The organism is Streptomyces sp. NPDC016845 (genome assembly GCF_044332585.1).
Lineage (GTDB): Bacteria > Actinomycetota > Actinomycetes > Streptomycetales > Streptomycetaceae > Streptomyces.
Genome location: NZ_JBIRPI010000039.1, coordinates 1 through 15,821, shown reverse-complemented (window position 1 = coordinate 15,821; position 15,821 = coordinate 1). Strand labels below are relative to the sequence as shown.

The window sequence follows — 15,821 nt, the reverse complement described above, 5'->3', positions numbered from 1 at the left end:
GTCAGGAGTGGAACGGCAGCCCCGCGTCCGCGACCAGTTCCGCCGCGTCCTCGTCCATCGGCGGCAGCAGGCTCGCGGAGCCGTCGGTCACGGCGACCACACCGAGCTCCAGGAGTTCGGCCATGGCGGCGGTGCCCGCCATGTCGCGGACCTGCAACTGGTAGCGGGCCGTGGTGCGGTAGGTGCCGCCGCCGTCGTCGCCGGTTCTCTGCAGGAACCCGGAGTCCGTGAGGAACGCGACGGCCTTGGCGACGATGCCGGTCGTGGAGCCCGCGAGGCGGCGCGCGTCCTTGGTGGCGCCGGTGGAGCTGCGCCGCGCCCAGATCCGCCAGGCCGCTTCGAGGCCCGGCGCGTCGGTGGCCGGGTCGGTGTTCTCGCCCTGTTCGTCGGCGCGCTCCTCCAGCTTGCGGCAGGCCTGGCGGACGAACGCGTCCACGCCGTTGACGCTGACGCGGCCGATGTAGCCGTCGTCGGCGAGGTCCTCGGGGCGCGGGAAGGCGAGCGCGGCGACCGCGAGGTGGGCGAGACCGTGCAGGAAGCGGTCGGTGGAGTCGGCGGCGGTACGACGGGCGTAGTCGCCCATGCGGACGGCGAAGAGCGAGTCCTCGGCTGCGGTCACGGCCATCCCCGCGCGCGGGGAGACCTCCAGGACGACGAGGCCCAGGCCGGTGGCGACGGCGTCGGCGAGGCGCGCGAACGGCGGGTCCTCGCGGTAGCGGCGCAGCAGTTCGCCGTACTCCTGGTCGCGGGCGGGCTGGAGCTTGGGCTGGAGGCCGAAGGAGACGAGCCGGGCCGCGTCGGCGGCGTCGGCGGGCGTGACCGGCGCGGGGGCCTTGACCGCGCCCGCACCCGCGCCCGCGGACTCGGGATCGCCCCACTCGGCGTGGTCGTCGGGGTACTCGGTCACGGGCGGTGCTCCTTGGTCGTGTCTCGGCAGGTCACGTCTCGGTACGTCACGCGGCCTCCGTGCGGTCGGTACGTCACGCGGCCCCCGTGCGGTCGGTACGTCACGCGGCCGCCGTACAGCCGGCACATCACGCGGCCTCCGTACGGTCGGCCGCCATGCCTGCCGCGTCGAGCAGGGCCGTGCCGACTATGAGGTCGGCGCCGCCGAACTCCCGATCGTCGAGTTCGGTGCCGTCGTCCACGGCGAAGAGCAGCTTGCCCTCGCCCTGGCGGTAGGCGGTGCCGACAGGCGGGCTCGCCGCGTGGACCGCCAACAGGGCGACGAGGTAGGGCAGTTCGGGATCGCGCTTACGGGCTTCGGCGAGGAGGCCCGACAGACGGCGCGGCGCGTCCGCCGGCAGGTCGAGCAGCTCCTTGGCGCTCGCGAGCTGCTCCTCGCTGAACCGGCTGTCGTCCGGGGTGGCGATGAGGTCGGGCTCGGGCATCTCGGCGCCGAGGTGCTCCCGCTCCTGCGGCGGGGTCAGCAGTATGTCGACGAGGTCGCCGACGCGTACGGAGACGGGGGTGCGCAGTCCGGTGCCGCGTGCGAAGAACGCGTCGGTCACCCGGCGGGCGTCCTGCACCGGGAGCGGCAGCAGGGGCGCGACGAGCTGCCCGTACAGGTCGAGGCCCGCGCGCGCGGAGGGCGTCGCGAACGCCTGCCGGTCCTGTTCGGCGCGGAAGAGCGGCCCGGCCTCCAGGAGGCGGGACTGCAGCTGCGTATGGCGGCGGATGCAGTCCTTGACGATGTCGACGAGCTCGGCGGCGCGGCGCTTCTGCTCGGGGTCCTCGGACTCGTCGCGGGCTTTGCGGATGTTCGTCAGGATCGCGTTCTCGTGGCGGTAGCGGTCGGCGACGTGGTCGAGCGCCTCGGCGATCATGTCGGGCACGGCTTTCAGCCAGTCGACGGCGCGCACATTGCGGCGCGTGGCGTCGAGCGCCTTGCGCAGCGTCTCGGAGTACTGGACGGTCCGGTACCGCGCCTGCTCGGCGGCGAGCTGGGCGTCGGCGAGCCGGCCGCGGCTGATCAGCACCTCCAGCTTCACCTCGGCGGCGATCTGCGCGCTGGTGACATCGGTGTCGAGGGCGCCGACGAGCACATTGACGGCCTCGTCGGTGGTCCGGAGGTAGACGCTGCCGCCGGGGCCCGGGACCTCCTCGATCAGCTTGAAGTCGTAGTCGCGCCGCACATAGGAGCCGTCCGTCGCGAACGTGCCGTACACGGCGCGGAAACCGCGGTCCACGGAGCCGACATTGATCAGGTTCTCCAGGACCCAGCGGGCGACGCGCTCGTGCTCGGCGGTGGGCCGCCGGGGCGCCTGGGCGGCGATGCGGGGCACCAGGCGAGCCACTATCTGCTCGTGGTCGGCGCCCGTGTCGAAGTCCATGTTGAGCGTGACGAGGTCGATCGCGCTGAGCGCCACCTCGGCCATGCCGTACGTCGAGTACTCGCCCGCCAGGTTGGCCTTGCGCACGTCGAGATCGTGCAGCGGCGCGGTGCAGGCGAGCGCGCGCAGCCGCCGCGCGAGCCCCTCGTCGGCGGCCGGCCCGAGTGCGGGGCGCGGCCCCGCGCTGAGCTGGGGCGGAACGGATTCCGTGGTGGCAGGCGAAGTCACGGAGCACAGACTAGGCGCTGGGTCTGACAACGGTCGAAACGACGCAGATGCGACCCGGCCCCGGGCCCCTACCGGTCCGCCGGCACCCGCTGCCCGTACACCTCGACGAGGCCGTCGCGGGAGTCGTCGAGGTAGGCGGCGAGCAGCCCCTCGGCGTCGTCCCTGCGGCCCTCCTGGAGCGTCTGGACGATCTGGACGTTTCGGGCGAGATAGGGCTCGTGGAGGCGGCGCGGATCGTCCACGACGTGGAAGGCGAGGCGGAGTTCGGCCAGGACGCTGCGCATGAGTTCGTCGGTGCGCTCGCTGCGCGCGAGAGCGACGAGTTCGCGGTGGAAGTGGATGTTGGCGGTCGAGACGCCCTTCCACTCGCGGGCCTTGGCGGCGCGCTGCCCCTCGGCGACGGCGGCGGCCACCCCGTCGAGCGCGTACGGGGGTTCGCCGAGGGAGCGGACGACGGCGCACTCGATCATGCGCCGGATCCGGTAGATGTCCTCGACGTCGTCGACGCTCAGGACGCGCACGAAGACGCCGCGGTTGAGCCGGTGTTCGAGCAGCCGCTCGTGCGTGAGCAGCCGGAACGCCTCGCGCAGGGTGTTGCGCGAGACGCCGAGGGCGCCGCCGATGCTGTCCTCCGACAGCCGGGTGCCGGGCGGGAAGAAACCGTCCGCTATGCGGCTCCTGAGGATGTCCGCGACGCGCTCGGCGGTGCTGGTGCGCCCGAGCAGCGCGCGGTCGTCGGCGAGTGCGTTCAGTTCTTCCGTGGCCACGGCCGAATTCAAGCGCAGATACAGGAACGAAACAACATGGGTATTGAGGGATCGTTCAACGATCCTCTACCTTGGCGAACAGAGGGGACCCGGGACCGGGCCCTTTCTCGCGCTCTTCGCTCATCCGGTACGCACCGCCACGCACACACATCCACTGCGAGGTGCTCATGAGCACGACTCCACCGACGCCAGGCGCGACCCTCCCCGACGGACAGCCCACGTCGGATCCCGGCCGCCAACCCGGCGCCGACGGCGGCCCATTCGGCTGGCTGCGGGAACTCGGCCCGCGCGGCCGCCGCGCCTTCGCAGGCGCTTTCGGGGGATACGCCCTAGATTCCTACGACTACTTCACGCTGCCGCTGAGCATGGTGGCGCTGGCCGCCTACTTCGGCCTGAGCAGCGGCCAGACCGGGCTCATCACCACCGTCACACTGGTCGTCTCGGCGGTCGGCGGCGCGGCGGCAGGCGTCATCGCCGACCGGATCGGCCGCGTCAAAGCCCTGATGATCACTGTCCTCACGTACGCGGTCTCCACCATGGCCTGCGGCTTCGCGCCCACCTATGAGGCGCTGCTCGTCTTCCGCGCCCTGCAAGGGCTCGGTTTCGGCGGTGAGTGGGCGATCGGCGCGGTCCTGGTCGCCGAGTACGCCTCCGCCAAGCACCGGGGCCGCACGCTCGGCGCCGTCCAGAGCTCCTGGGCGGTGGGCTGGGCCCTGGCCGCGATCGTCTACACGCTGGTGTTCCAGTTCCTCGACGCCGACATCGCCTGGCGCGTGATGTTCTGGACGGGCGCGCTGCCCGCCCTGCTGGTCGTGTGGCTGCGCCGCCGCGTCCAGGACGCCCCGAAGGCGACCCAGGAGCGCGAGTCGAGACCACGCGAGAACGCGCTCACGCAGATCGCGGCGATCTTCCGGCCCGGCCTGCTGCGTACGACGCTCTTCGCGGTGCTCCTGTCGACCGGCGTCCAGGGCGGCTACTACACGCTCGCCACCTGGGTGCCCACCTACCTGAAGGACGACCGGGGCCTGACCGTGGTCGGCACCGGCGGTTACCTGTCGTTCCTCATCTCGGGCGCGTTCCTCGGCTATCTGACGGGCGGTTACCTCACCGACCGGCTCGGCAGGAAACGCAACATCGTGCTGTTCGCCGTCTGCTCCGCGGTGTGCATCGTGGCGTACACGAACATCCCGGACGGCGCCGGCACGCTGCTCCTGGTGCTCGGTTTCCCGCTCGGCTTCTGCATGTCGGCCATCTTCAGCGGCTTCGGCTCCTTCCTCAGCGAGCTGTACCCGACGGCCGTACGCGGTACGGGACAAGGGTTCACGTACAACACGGGCCGCGCGATCGGCGCGGTCTTCCCCACCCTCGTCGGCTTCCTCGCCGACAGTTGGGGGGTGGGCGGCGCCCTGGTCTTCGGGGCGATCGGCTACGGCCTGGCGGTCGTGGCACTGCTCGGACTGCCGGAGACACGCGGAAGGGAACTCCTGTGAACACTGCGAACTCTGCGAACGCTGCGAACCCCGTGGACCGCATGGACCACATGGACCGCGTGGACCGCGTGGACCGCGTGGACCGCATGGACCGCATGGACCGCGTGGACCACATGGACCACATGGACCGCGTGGACCGCGTGGACCGCATGGACCGCATGGACCGCATGGACCGCGTGGACCGCGTGGACCGCATGGAGGAGAGCACCGCCACCTGGTCACCGCGCCAGGCCCGTGCCCACTTCCGCGCGGGCGCCAGCGCGGCCACCGCGGGCTGGGCGCGCGGCCACGCCCAGGCCAACCTCATCTCCGTACCGGCCGACTGGGCCTACGACATGCTGCTGTTCTGCCAGCGCAACCCCAAGCCGTGCCCCGTCCTGGACGTCACGGACGCCGGCTCGTGGACGACCCCGCTCGCGCCGGGCGCCGACCTGCGCACCGACCTGCCGCGCTACCGGGTGTGGCGGGACGGCGAGTTGGCGGCGGAGCCGACCGATGTCGTCGACGTCTGGCGCGCGGACCTGGTGTCGTTCCTGATCGGCTGCAGCTTCACCTTCGAATGGGGGCTCGCCGAGGCGGGGGTGCCGCTGCGCCACATCGAGCAGGGCAGGAACGTGTCCATGTACGTCACCACGCGCGCGTGCCGCCCGGCCGGGCGGCTGCACGGGCCGATGGTGGTGTCGATGCGCCCGGTACCGCAGCACGCCCTGGAGGCCGCCGTACGGGAGAGCTCCCTCATGCCCGCGGTGCACGGCGGCCCGGTGCATCTGGGGCCGCCGGACGCCCTCGGCATCGAGGATCTGGACGCGCCCGACTTCGGGGACCGGGTGGACCGCGAGCCCGGGGACATCCCCGTCTTCTGGGCGTGCGGAGTGACTCCGCAGGCGGCGGTGGTGGCGTCGCGGCCCCCGTTCGCGATCACGCACGCGCCGGGCCACATGTTCGTCACGGACACGCGGGACGAACAGCACCGCGTCCTGTAGGCGCTCAGGCGGCCTCCGGGCCGATCCTGGCGCGTACGGCGGTCTGCACCTCGGCCTCCTCGGCCGGGTCCGCGGCGAGGCGACGGAGCTGGTCGACCACGCGGGCGTCGCCGGTCTCGGCATGGCGGGCGGCGACCTCGCGGGTGGACTCCTCGCAGTCCCACAGGCACTCGACGGCGAACCCGGCGGCGAAGGAAGGGTCGGTGACAGCGAGGGCGCGGGCGGCGTGCCCGCGCAGATGGGACGAGGCCGTCTCACGGTAGATATGGCGCAGTACGGGGGCGGCGCAGTGGATGCCGAGCCGGCCGGCCCCGTCGACGAGGGGCCACAGGGTGGGGGCGTCGGCCCCGTCGCCGCGCACCGCCTCCCGCAGGGCCCACAGCACGAGGTCGCTGTCCTGGGCGCCGCCCCGGCAGGCGAGCATGCGGCCCGCGGCGGCGCCGAGCGCGTCGGGCCGGCGCCCCCAGCGGCGGGCGCGCTCCACAGCGGCGACGCTGCGCATCCGTTCGAAGGAGTCGAGGGCGGCGTCCACCACCACGCGCGCGGGTGACTCGACGGCAGCTTCGATGAGATCGAGGACGTCGGGATCGTGCGCGTCGGCGAGGTAGCGAAGGGCGGTGCAGCGCGCCCCGTCGTCGCCGTCCTGGGCGGCCCGGACGATCTGCGGGCGGTCCTCGGGCCCGGCGACGGCGGTCAGGCAGCGGGCGGCGGGCACGTACAGGACGGCCCCGCGCTCGAAGCCTTCCTGTGCCCAGTCGAAGACGGCCTGCACGCTCCACCCGGGGCGCGGTCCCGAGGGCGTCATCTGGCGCTGCCAGCGGTCGAACGAGCCGGCTTCCTGGGCGGCACGCACGCGTGCGCCCACGTGTGGGCGCGGATCCTCGGCCCACAGCCGCCAGGGCCGCGGCTCGTAGGCGTCGCGGACGGCGGCGACGAGGTCGGCCTCGTCCTGCGCGGGGAACCTGGCGAGGACCGGCTCGCCCAGGGCGCGCAGGCCCGCGTCGTCGTCGCGCAGGGCCAGCTCGTCCAGGGCCCAGGCCCAGTTCGAGCCGAAGGCCGCGTACCTGCGCAGCAGCTCAAGGGCGTCCCGCCTGCCGTACGAGGCGAGATGGCCGAGGACCGCGAGCGCGAGCCCGGTGCGGTTCTCGTCCGTGTCCAGGACGTCGTCGGGGCCGAAGAGGTGCCGCTCGATCACCCCGAGCTCGCCGTGGAGGTCGAGGTAGAGGCGGGCGTAGTAGAGGGAGCGGTTCTCCACCTGCCAGTCGTGGCGGGGGTCGCTCAGCACACAGTGATCGAGGGCGGCGAGGGCCTCGGCCCTCGGGGCCGTCAGCGCGTGCAGCGTGCCGTCGCCGCGGCCCCGCTGCAACAGGCCGAGCAGCGTACCGCTGGGCGCTATGACCGGTTCGAACATGGGAAACAGCCTCACATCAAGCGTCGACGCAACCGGGGACCTGGACCTACCTGGCCACGCGACAACACGTCGGAGCGCCCGCCGTCTCTTGCTTGCTGTAGACCATTTCTCTGCCTCTCGTCCTGGGTCCGGCCGGGCCGTTCACAGCCCGCGCGGTTCGTGGGCATCACCTGCCCTACCGCCGCGTCCGGAAATCACGTCGTCATCATGACCCAGCGGTTCTGCCCGCCGCGACCACATTTCCCGCACCCCCGTTTTGCCTGGTCAGACGCTGTGCGTCAGGAAGCTCCGAAGAGCTCGACGAGCTCCGCCTTGCCGAACATCCGGGCCGTGTCGACGGCCGAAGGGGTGCCCGCAGCCGGATCCGCGCCACCGTCGAGGAGGGCGCGGATCACGCCCTCCTCACCCTTGAAGACGGCTCCGGCGAGCGGGGTCTGGCCCTTGTCGTTGGCGCGGTTGGCATCGGCGCCGCGCGCGAGGAGGGCGCGGACCGCGTCCGCGTGCCCGTGGTAGGCGGCCAGCATGACGAGCGTGTCGCCGCGGTCGTTCGTGAGGTTGGCCGGAACGCCCGCGTCCACATATTCCACGAGCGCCTCGCTCTCGCCGCGCCGGGCGAGGTCGAAGATCTTGGTGGCCAGCTCCACGACCTCCGGGTCGGGGGCTTCGCTCATCGGCCGGACCGCCTTTCACATCTGTGCCGGTACGGCCGTGCGACCGTACGAGTGAATCGACAGAGTACTGCCCGGCGGAGGCACATGAGCCGACCCGGCCGAGGCAAAGATCACCCCCAGTGCGGACGGGAGTCCGACGGCACGACGGGGCGAGGGACCCCTCCAACCACCTGCCAATTGGGTGAATTCAAGCCTATTCCACCCATTTGCACCTTTTGTCGTATAGATACATGCTGTGAGCCTGGAAGAACTCATGGTGACTGTCCCCATCAACCAGGAGAACCCTCATGATCCTCTCCATTTCGGGCGTCGTGCTGCTCGGCATCATCGTCTTCTTGTTCTTCCGCAAGGACGGCCTCAAGGCCTCGCACGCACTGGTCTGCGCCCTCCTCGGCTTCTACCTGGCGGGCACGGCCATCGCCCCGAGCATCAAGGCCGGCGGCGCGAGCCTCGCCAGCCTGCTCGGCGGGATCAAGTTCTGACGCCGTACCCACCCGCACACACCCCCAGGAGACCGACGTGGCCAGGCGCCCTCTCCCCCGCATTCTGAGCAACGGCAGCGCCTCGATCGCCCGGAGCCGGGAAATGGCACGGACGGCCGCCGACGGCGCCACCGACGTCCTCCACCCCCTCATCACGATCACCCGTGGCCTGCGCCGGCTGGCAGCCGCCGGACGGCGCAAGTGGGTGGAGACACCGAAGGAACGGCGCAGCCCGCTGCTGTTCCTCGCGGGGGCGGTGGTCCTGGTCCTGGTGTTCCTGCCCTACGCGCCGCTGCTCGCCCTCGTCTGTCTCATGGCGGTGGCCGCCTGGAAGGGCCGCGATCCCAAGCAGCCTGAGCCGACCGGCCCCGACGAGTCGCAGGTCCAGCGGCTCTCCTCGCTCTACGAAGCGCTCGTCCCGTACTTCTCCGTCGCCGAGGACCCCAGTCCCCTGTACGCCCACGGCGGCGACTGGGAGGACGCGTTCGAGTCCTACGAGTTCGACGGCGACGGCCGCTTCGAGAGCCTCTCCCTCCGCTACCCGGCCTACTTCACCGACGGGGAGCCCGAGTCCCGGGCCCGTATCGAACAACTGCTCAACGCCAAGCTGGGCCGGGGCCGTGAGTACCACTTCGGGTGGGACGAGGAGGGCAACCGGCTCACCGTCACCGTCCTCGGCCCACTGCCCACCGACATCGCCGCCCAACGCTTCGTCACCTCCCCCGGCGAGACCGTGCTCGGCTTCACCGACGGGACCGGCGTCCAGCGCACACTCCCCGTCATGGACGGCGAGGAGCACCGCGACGTGCCGCCCGTCATCTGGCGCACCGGCATCCGCTCCACCGAGCCCCACCTGCTCGTCGTCGGCCAGCCGGGCACCGGCACGACCTCCCTCCTGCGCTCGGTCGCACTCCAGGCGCTCCAGCACGGGGACGTCCTCGTCATCGAGGGCAGCGGGACCGGCGACTACGCGAGCCTCATCGGGCGGGCCGGCGTGCTCGCCGTCGAGTCCGGACTCGCGGGCGCCCGCGCCACCCTGGAATGGGCCGCGCACGAGACCGAGCGGCGGCTCATCTCCGCGAACCGTGCCCGGCAGGCCGGGCACCCCGCGCCGGACGACATCAAGCGGCCCCTGTGGATCCTGCTCGACCGGCCCAGCGCGCTCGGCCACCTCGCGGCGGCGGACGGCCGCGAGGACCCGCAGTCCCTGTTGCAGGTCCCCCTGCGGCACGGGCGCGCGGCGGGCGTGACGGTGGTCGTCGCCGAGCAGTTCGACAGCCTCGGCGGCCTCGGTGAACACATCGGCACGCACACCCGCGCGCGCGTGGTGCTCGGCCCCGCCACCCCTGCGGAGCTTCAGGACGTCCTCGGCGCCCTCCCGCTCACCACCCCGACCGCCGAGGCCCCTCCCGGCCGCGGCTACGCCCGCCTGGGCAACGGCCAGGTCCACCGCCTCCAGGTACCGGCCACCCCCGACCCGAACGACGACGCCACCAGCGAGGCCCACCGCCAGGCGGTCATCGCCCTCCTCCCGGACCGCGTCACCCCGGCGGACGCGACGCCCACCGCCCCGGCACCGGCGGCCGCGCCCCCGGCCGAGGGCTCCGCCGCCGAGGCGCTCCCGCAGGACGCGAGCTCCCACGAGGCGGCCCGGACCGGGCCGCCTCGGAAGACACCGGTCGAGGCCGAGCCGCAGCAGAACACCCCGATCCAGGCCGAGGCGCCCGGGGGCGAGATCGTCCAGAGCACCCCGGCCCAGGACGAACCGAGCCCACCCGAGCACACCCCGGCAGAGGCCGAGGCGCTGGCCGAACGGTAGGCACGGCGAAACCGTAGGCACGGCGAAACGGTCGGCCCGGCGAAACGGTAGACACGGCGGAACGGTAGACACGGCAGAACCGTAGACACGGCAGAACCGTAGACACGGCAGAACCGAAGGCACGGCGGAACGGTGGACGGCCGGGACCGCGACCGGACGCCCGGCCACCGGCACGACCGGTGACCACCCCGGGGGCAGGCGCTCAGCGATGCCGTTCCGTCGCCACCCCGGGGGCAGCCGCTCAGTGATGCCGTTCCGTCGCCACACCGCGCGGCAGGCGTCCGGTGATGCCGCCTCGCCACCACCTCGCGCTCCCCCGATCAGCCGGTCGCGCCCTCACGCGATCAAGGTCCGTGGGACCTCTCCGCCCGCCCCCCGTCCCTCGCGGACCAGCCGCGCCGCCGTCGCCAGCCGGAGCGCCGCCTCCTCCGCCAGCGCGCCGCTCACCGTGAACGGGAGGCGTACGTAGCCCTCGAAGGCGCCGTCGACGCCGAAGCGGGGGCCCGAGGGGACGCGGACGCCCACGCGTTCGCCGACCTCGGCGAGGCGCGAGCCGGAGAGGCCACCCGCCTTGACCCACAGGGTCAGACCGCCGTCGGGGACGTCGAACTCCCAGGAGGGCAGCGCGCGGCGGACCGCCGCGACCAGCGCGTCCCGGTTCTCCCGCGCCTGGTCGCGGCGCAGTTGTACGGCCGCCTCCCAACCACCGGTGCTGAGCAGCCAGTTCACGGCAAGCTGTTCGAGTACGGGCGTGCCCAGATCCGCGTACGCGCGCGCGGCGACAAGGCTGCGGATGACGTCCGGCGCGGCCCGGACCCAGCCGATCCGCATACCGGCCCAGAACGCCTTGCTCGCGGAGCCGACGGTGATCACAGTTGAGCCGGCGGGGTCGAACGCGCAGACCCGGCGCGGCATCTCCCGGCCCGCGTCGAGCCGCAGCTCCGTCATCGTCTCGTCGACGACCAGCACCGTGCCGGCCGAGCGCGCGGCGTCGACCAGCGAGCGGCGCTGCGCCTCGTCGGCGAGGGCGCCGGTCGGGTTGTGGAAGTCGGCGACGACGTACGCGAGCCGGGGCGCGGCGTCGCGCAGCACCTGCCGCCACCGGTCGAGGTCCCAGCCGTCGAGGCCGTCCGCCATGGCGACGGGGACGAGCCGCAGGCCGGCCTCGCGCATGAGCTGGAGGATGTTGGCGTAGCTGGGCGACTCGACGGCGACCCGTTCGCCGCGGCCCGCGAAGAGGTGGCAGATCGCGTCGATGGCGCCCATCGCCCCGGTGGTGACCATGATCTGCTCGGGCATGGTCGGGATCCCGTGTGCCGTGTACCGCTCGGCGATCATCGTGCGCAGCGCGGGCAGCCCGGCAGGGTAGTCGCCGTGTGTGTGGGCGTACGGCGGCAGCTCCTCCAGGGCGCCCTGCACGGCGCGGGTCAGCCACGGTTCGGGCGCGGGCAGCGCCGCCGTGCCGAGGTCGATCATGGAGCCGAGCGCTTCGGGCGGCAGGGGTTCGAGGCCGCGCGCCGGAAGCGGATTGCCCGCCGGGACGGCCGTCCAACTGCCCGCGCCCCTGCGCGACTCCAGGAACCCCTCGCCGCGCAGCGCCTCGTAGGCCGCAGCGACCGTGGTGCGGCTCACCGAGAGCGCCTGCGCCAGTTCACGTTCGGCGGGCAGCCTCGCGGCGACTGGGACGCGGCCCTCCAGGACGAGCAGCCGGACGCCGTCGGCGAGGGCGCGGTAGGCGGGCGGGCGGCGGGTGCCGGGCCCCGCCGGGCGCGGTTGTTGCGAGGTGAGCAACCGGGCGAGCTGGGCCGATCCGATCGCCGAAGTCCACTGAGCCATACGAATCAGTCCACCTTTCCGCAATTGGCCATGGTTCACTTTCACCTGGGAGCCACAGAGTGGCATGTAGCAGGCCACAACGACCACCCGGGGGACCTCTTGTCCGCGCCATCCACACCGTCCGCGCCATCAACACCCTCCACACCGTCCGCGCCATCAACACCCTCCACACCGTCCGCGCCGTGCGCCCCCGCACCCGCTCCCGGCTCCCGCCGCCTCCCCCGCCGCCTCGTCCAGCTCTACGCGGGACTCGCCCTCTTCGGCGCCAGCTCGGCGCTCCTGGTCGAGGCGGGGCTCGGCCTGGAGCCCTGGGGCGTGCTGCACCAAGGGCTGGCGGAGCGGACCGGGATCTCCATCGGTGTCGTTTCGATCATCGTCGGCGCGATCGTGCTGCTCCTGTGGATCCCGCTGCGCCAGCGCCCCGGCCTGGGCACGGTCTCGAACGTCTTCGTCGTCGGCCTCGCCATGGACGCCACCCTGGCCGTCGTGCCGGACATCCACGCCTACGCGGTACGCGTCCCGCTGATGGTGGTGGCGATCCTGCTCAACGGGGTCGCGACGGGCCTCTACATCGCGGCAAGGTTCGGCCCCGGACCGCGCGACGGGCTGATGACCGGCCTGCACCACCGCACGGGCCGCTCGATCCGCCTGATGCGCACCGCCGTCGAGGTCGCGGTCGTCGCCACGGGCTTCCTGCTGGGCGGCACGATCGGCGCGGGCACGGTCGTGTACGCGCTCGCGATCGGCCCGCTGGCCCAGTTCTTCCTGCGGGTCCTCGCCGTACCCGCGGGGCCGCGCGCCGAGTCGACCGTGGTGGCCCGCGCCTCGTCGCGCAAGGCGATACTGCGACGGTGACCGAGCCCGTACGCCATCCCTACCTCGACCATCCTGGCCCGCTCCCCTTCGCGCACCGCGGCGGGGCGGCGGACGGCCTGGAGAACACCGTCGCCGCGTTCCGCCGCGCCATCGACCTCGGCTACCGCTACCTCGAGACGGACGTGCACGCCACGGCCGACGGGCGGCTCGTGGCGTTCCACGACGCCACGCTCGACCGGATCACCGACGGCAACGGACTCATCGCCGACCTGCCCTGGGACGACGTACGGCACGCGCGCGTGGCGGGCCGCGAACCGGTCCCGCTGTTCGAGGAGTTGCTGGCGACCTTCCCCGACGCGCGCTGGAACGTCGACGTCAAGGCGGAGCCCGCGCTGCTCCCCCTCCTCGGTCTGATCGAGCGCACGCGCGCGTGGGACCGCGTCTGCGTCGGCTCGTTCTCGGAGGCGCGCGTCGCCAGGGCCCAGGCTCTCGCGGGGCCGCGGCTCGCCACATCGCTCGGCACGAAGGGCGTCCTGGGCCTGCGCCTGCGGTCGTACGGGCTGCCCTTCCCGCTGCGCGGCACTGCCGTGTGCGCACAGGTGCCCGTCGGGCAGTACGGGGTCCGGGTCGTCGACCGCCGCTTCGTGCGGGCCGCCCACGCGCGCGGGATGCAGGTCCACGTCTGGACGGTCAACGACGAGGACGAGATGCGACGGCTTCTCGACCTCGGGGTCGATGGCATAGTTTCCGATCACATCGAGACGCTGCGCGACGTCCTCAAGGACCGGGGCACCTGGGCCTGAGGGCCGGCCGCGCGGCGCCGGACCACGGGGAACGCAAGGGGACACGGGTGGGCACCGACACCGTGCGGGAGACGGCGAGCGGGGCCAGTAGCGCCCTCACCGACCGCAGGCGCGAACAGCGCGGCTGGTACGTCTACGACTGGGCCTGCTCGGTCTATTCGACGAGCGTCCTGACCGTGTTCCTGGGGCCGTACCTCACCTCGGTCGCGAAGGCGGCGGCCGACGCGGACGGCTTCGTGCACCCGCTCGGCATCCCGGTCCGCGCCGGGTCCTTCTTCGCCTACACGGTCTCCCTGTCGGTGATCCTCGCGCTCTTCGTGATGCCGCTCGCGGGCGCGGCCGCCGACCGTACGGGCCGCAAGAAGCCGCTGCTCGCCGCCTCGGCCTATGTGGGCGCGGCGGCGACGGCCGGCATGTTCTTCCTGTCCGGCGACCGCTACCTGCTCGGCGGGGCGCTGCTCGTGATCGCGAACGCGTCGCTCGCCGTCTCGATGGTGCTCTACAACAGCTACCTGCCGCAGATCGCGCCGCCGGAGGAGCGCGACGCGGTCTCCTCGCGCGGGTGGGCCCTCGGTTACGCGTCGGGCGCGCTGGTCCTCCTGGCGAACCTGTGGCTGTACACGGCACACGACACCTTCGGTGTCTCGGAGTCGACAGCGGTGCGGATCTGTCTCGCGTCGGCCGGTGTGTGGTGGGGTGCGTTCACCGTGGTGCCCCTACGCCGCCTGCGCGACCGGCGTACGGCACCCGGCCCGGGCCGTACGGCGCCGGGCTTTCGCCACTTCGCCGCCACGGTCAAGGACATGCGCCGCTATCCGCTGACGCTCTCCTTCCTGCTCGCCTACCTCGTCTACAACGACGGCGTCCAGACGGTGATCTCGCAGGCGTCCGTGTACGGCTCCGAGGAGCTCGGCCTCGGCCAGTCGACGCTCATCGTGGCCGTGCTGCTCGTCCAGGTCCTCGCGGTGGCCGGAGCCCTCGCCATGGGCCGCTTCGCGCGCGCGTACGGCGCCAAGTACACGATCCTGGGCTCGCTCGTGGCCTGGACGGTGACGATCGGGGCGGGCTTTTTCCTGCCGCCGAAGTCACCCGTGTGGTTCTTCGCCCTCGCGGTCGGCATCGGACTCGTGCTCGGGGGTACCCAGGCCCTGTCACGGTCACTGTTCTCGCATCTCGTGCCGGCCGGGAAGGAGGCGGAGTACTTCTCCGCGTACGAGATGAGCGACCGCGGCATGAGCTGGCTGGGGCCCCTGGTGTTCGGCCTCGCGTACCAGCTGACCGGGGATTACCGGGACGCGATCGTGTCCCTGGTGCTGTTCTTCCTGGTCGGTTTCGCCCTGCTCGCGCGCGTTCCGGTGCGGCAGGCGGTGCGCGACGCGGGCAATCCCGTACCGACCCGGATTTAGCACCTGAAGGCAAAGGCCGGTAGTGTACGCGGTTGGCCTGCCAGGCGTACCGTTACTGCACGTCAACATTGCCAGACGCTAGGTGACATCTGGTGTCAGATGTGACAAACCGGGCGTTGGTGGGTACAACAAGGGGCGGCTACGACGGCGACGCATTGCCCGGAACGGGAATCTTTACCGCCGACCGGACGTTGACCGGATGACGACGACAGCGACACCTGTCCTGTGGGCGACAAGCCCGGGAGGCACGATTCATGAGTGAGCGAGCTCTTCGCGGAACGCGTCTCGTAGTGACGAGCTACGAGACGGACCGCGGCATCGACCTGGCTCCGCGCCAGGCCGTGGAGTACGCATGCGAGAAGGGCCATCGCTTCGAGATGCCCTTCTCGGTGGAGGCCGAAATTCCGCCGGAGTGGGAGTGCAAGGTCTGCGGGGCCCAGGCACTTCTCGTGGACGGTGACGGCCCTGAGGAGAAGAAGGCCAAGCCGGCCCGTACGCATTGGGACATGCTGATGGAGCGGCGCACCCGCGAGGAGCTCGAAGAGGTTCTCGAGGAGCGTCTGGCCGTCCTGCGTTCGGGCGCGATGAATATCGCGGTCCACCCGAGGGACAGCCGCAAGTCGGCCTGACCCGAGGGTCCACGGCAACACGTGAGACGGCCGGGGCCGGACACACACCGTGTGTCCGGCCCCCGCCCGTTTGGGTGCGGGCCGAATAAGGGGCGGGCCAGGGTCGGCCCCGGGGGGGGGGGGCGCGGCTGGGGGCAGGGGCGGTGC

The 15,821-nt window shown here is 72.3% G+C and carries 14 protein-coding genes; 8 read left to right on the top strand and 6 right to left on the bottom strand.

Annotation, left to right across the window (positions count from 1 at the left end):
- Position 1: 1 nt before the first annotated feature.
- The 3 genes from ACH4RC_RS40375 to ACH4RC_RS40365 form a co-directional block, all read right to left on the bottom strand.
- Positions 2 to 907 carry a hypothetical protein gene (locus ACH4RC_RS40375; RefSeq protein WP_398209691.1) on the bottom strand — a complete coding sequence of 302 codons (906 nt, stop codon included), beginning with the start codon at positions 905 to 907 and terminating at the stop codon, positions 2 to 4.
- A gap of 127 nt (positions 908 to 1,034) precedes the next feature.
- Entirely contained in the window at positions 1,035 to 2,561 is a 1,527-nt protein-coding gene (locus ACH4RC_RS40370) for a hypothetical protein (RefSeq protein ID WP_398209689.1), read from the bottom strand.
- Positions 2,562 to 2,629: 68 nt separating this feature from the next.
- The gene (locus ACH4RC_RS40365) at positions 2,630 to 3,328 is read right to left on the bottom strand and encodes a GntR family transcriptional regulator (protein WP_398209687.1); all 699 of its coding nucleotides are present in this window, start codon (positions 3,326 to 3,328) and stop codon (positions 2,630 to 2,632) included.
- A gap of 167 nt (positions 3,329 to 3,495) precedes the next feature.
- On the opposite strand from ACH4RC_RS40365, the gene ACH4RC_RS40360 reads away from it, so the two are divergent.
- The gene (locus ACH4RC_RS40360) at positions 3,496 to 4,818 is read left to right on the top strand and encodes an MFS transporter (RefSeq protein WP_398209686.1); all 1,323 of its coding nucleotides are present in this window, start codon (positions 3,496 to 3,498) and stop codon (positions 4,816 to 4,818) included.
- 167 nt (positions 4,819 to 4,985) lie between these two features.
- On the top strand, positions 4,986 to 5,801 hold the full coding sequence (locus ACH4RC_RS40355) for a putative hydro-lyase (RefSeq protein ID WP_398209718.1): 816 nt from the start codon (positions 4,986 to 4,988) through the stop codon (positions 5,799 to 5,801).
- A 4-nt stretch (positions 5,802 to 5,805) separates the two neighbouring features.
- On the opposite strand, the gene ACH4RC_RS40350 is transcribed toward ACH4RC_RS40355, so the two are convergent.
- On the bottom strand, positions 5,806 to 7,212 hold the full coding sequence (locus ACH4RC_RS40350; RefSeq protein ID WP_398209684.1) for a HEAT repeat domain-containing protein: 1,407 nt from the start codon (positions 7,210 to 7,212) through the stop codon (positions 5,806 to 5,808).
- 278 nt (positions 7,213 to 7,490) lie between these two features.
- Positions 7,491 to 7,883, bottom strand: coding sequence for an ankyrin repeat domain-containing protein (locus ACH4RC_RS40345; RefSeq protein ID WP_398209682.1), 393 nt, complete (start codon positions 7,881 to 7,883; stop codon positions 7,491 to 7,493).
- Between the two features lie 287 nt (positions 7,884 to 8,170).
- On the opposite strand from ACH4RC_RS40345, the gene ACH4RC_RS40340 reads away from it, so the two are divergent.
- Together ACH4RC_RS40340 and ACH4RC_RS40335 are read left to right on the top strand one after the other, a co-directional pair.
- Positions 8,171 to 8,365 carry a hypothetical protein gene (locus ACH4RC_RS40340; protein WP_324767692.1) on the top strand — a complete coding sequence of 65 codons (195 nt, stop codon included), beginning with the start codon at positions 8,171 to 8,173 and terminating at the stop codon, positions 8,363 to 8,365.
- A 37-nt stretch (positions 8,366 to 8,402) separates the two neighbouring features.
- Positions 8,403 to 10,184, top strand: a complete 1,782-nt coding sequence (locus ACH4RC_RS40335; RefSeq protein WP_398209681.1) for a hypothetical protein — start codon at positions 8,403 to 8,405, stop codon at positions 10,182 to 10,184.
- 336 nt (positions 10,185 to 10,520) lie between these two features.
- On the opposite strand, the gene ACH4RC_RS40330 is transcribed toward ACH4RC_RS40335, so the two are convergent.
- Positions 10,521 to 12,020, bottom strand: coding sequence for a PLP-dependent aminotransferase family protein (locus tag ACH4RC_RS40330; RefSeq protein WP_398209679.1), 1,500 nt, complete (start codon positions 12,018 to 12,020; stop codon positions 10,521 to 10,523).
- Positions 12,021 to 12,119: 99 nt separating this feature from the next.
- On the opposite strand from ACH4RC_RS40330, the gene ACH4RC_RS40325 reads away from it, so the two are divergent.
- The 4 genes from ACH4RC_RS40325 (at position 12,120) to ACH4RC_RS40310 (ending at position 15,674) form a co-directional block, all read left to right on the top strand.
- A complete protein-coding gene (locus tag ACH4RC_RS40325) occupies positions 12,120 to 12,875 on the top strand; it encodes a YitT family protein (protein WP_398209677.1) in 756 nt (251 codons plus the stop codon).
- Positions 12,872 to 13,639, top strand: a complete 768-nt coding sequence (locus tag ACH4RC_RS40320) for a glycerophosphodiester phosphodiesterase (RefSeq protein ID WP_398209676.1) — start codon at positions 12,872 to 12,874, stop codon at positions 13,637 to 13,639. The genes ACH4RC_RS40325 and ACH4RC_RS40320 overlap by 4 nt, the downstream gene beginning before the upstream one ends.
- A gap of 47 nt (positions 13,640 to 13,686) precedes the next feature.
- The gene (locus tag ACH4RC_RS40315; protein WP_398209674.1) at positions 13,687 to 15,045 is read left to right on the top strand and encodes an MFS transporter; all 1,359 of its coding nucleotides are present in this window, start codon (positions 13,687 to 13,689) and stop codon (positions 15,043 to 15,045) included.
- A gap of 254 nt (positions 15,046 to 15,299) precedes the next feature.
- Positions 15,300 to 15,674, top strand: a complete 375-nt coding sequence (locus ACH4RC_RS40310) for an RNA polymerase-binding protein RbpA (protein WP_003977404.1) — start codon at positions 15,300 to 15,302, stop codon at positions 15,672 to 15,674.
- Positions 15,675 to 15,821 lie beyond the last annotated feature (147 nt).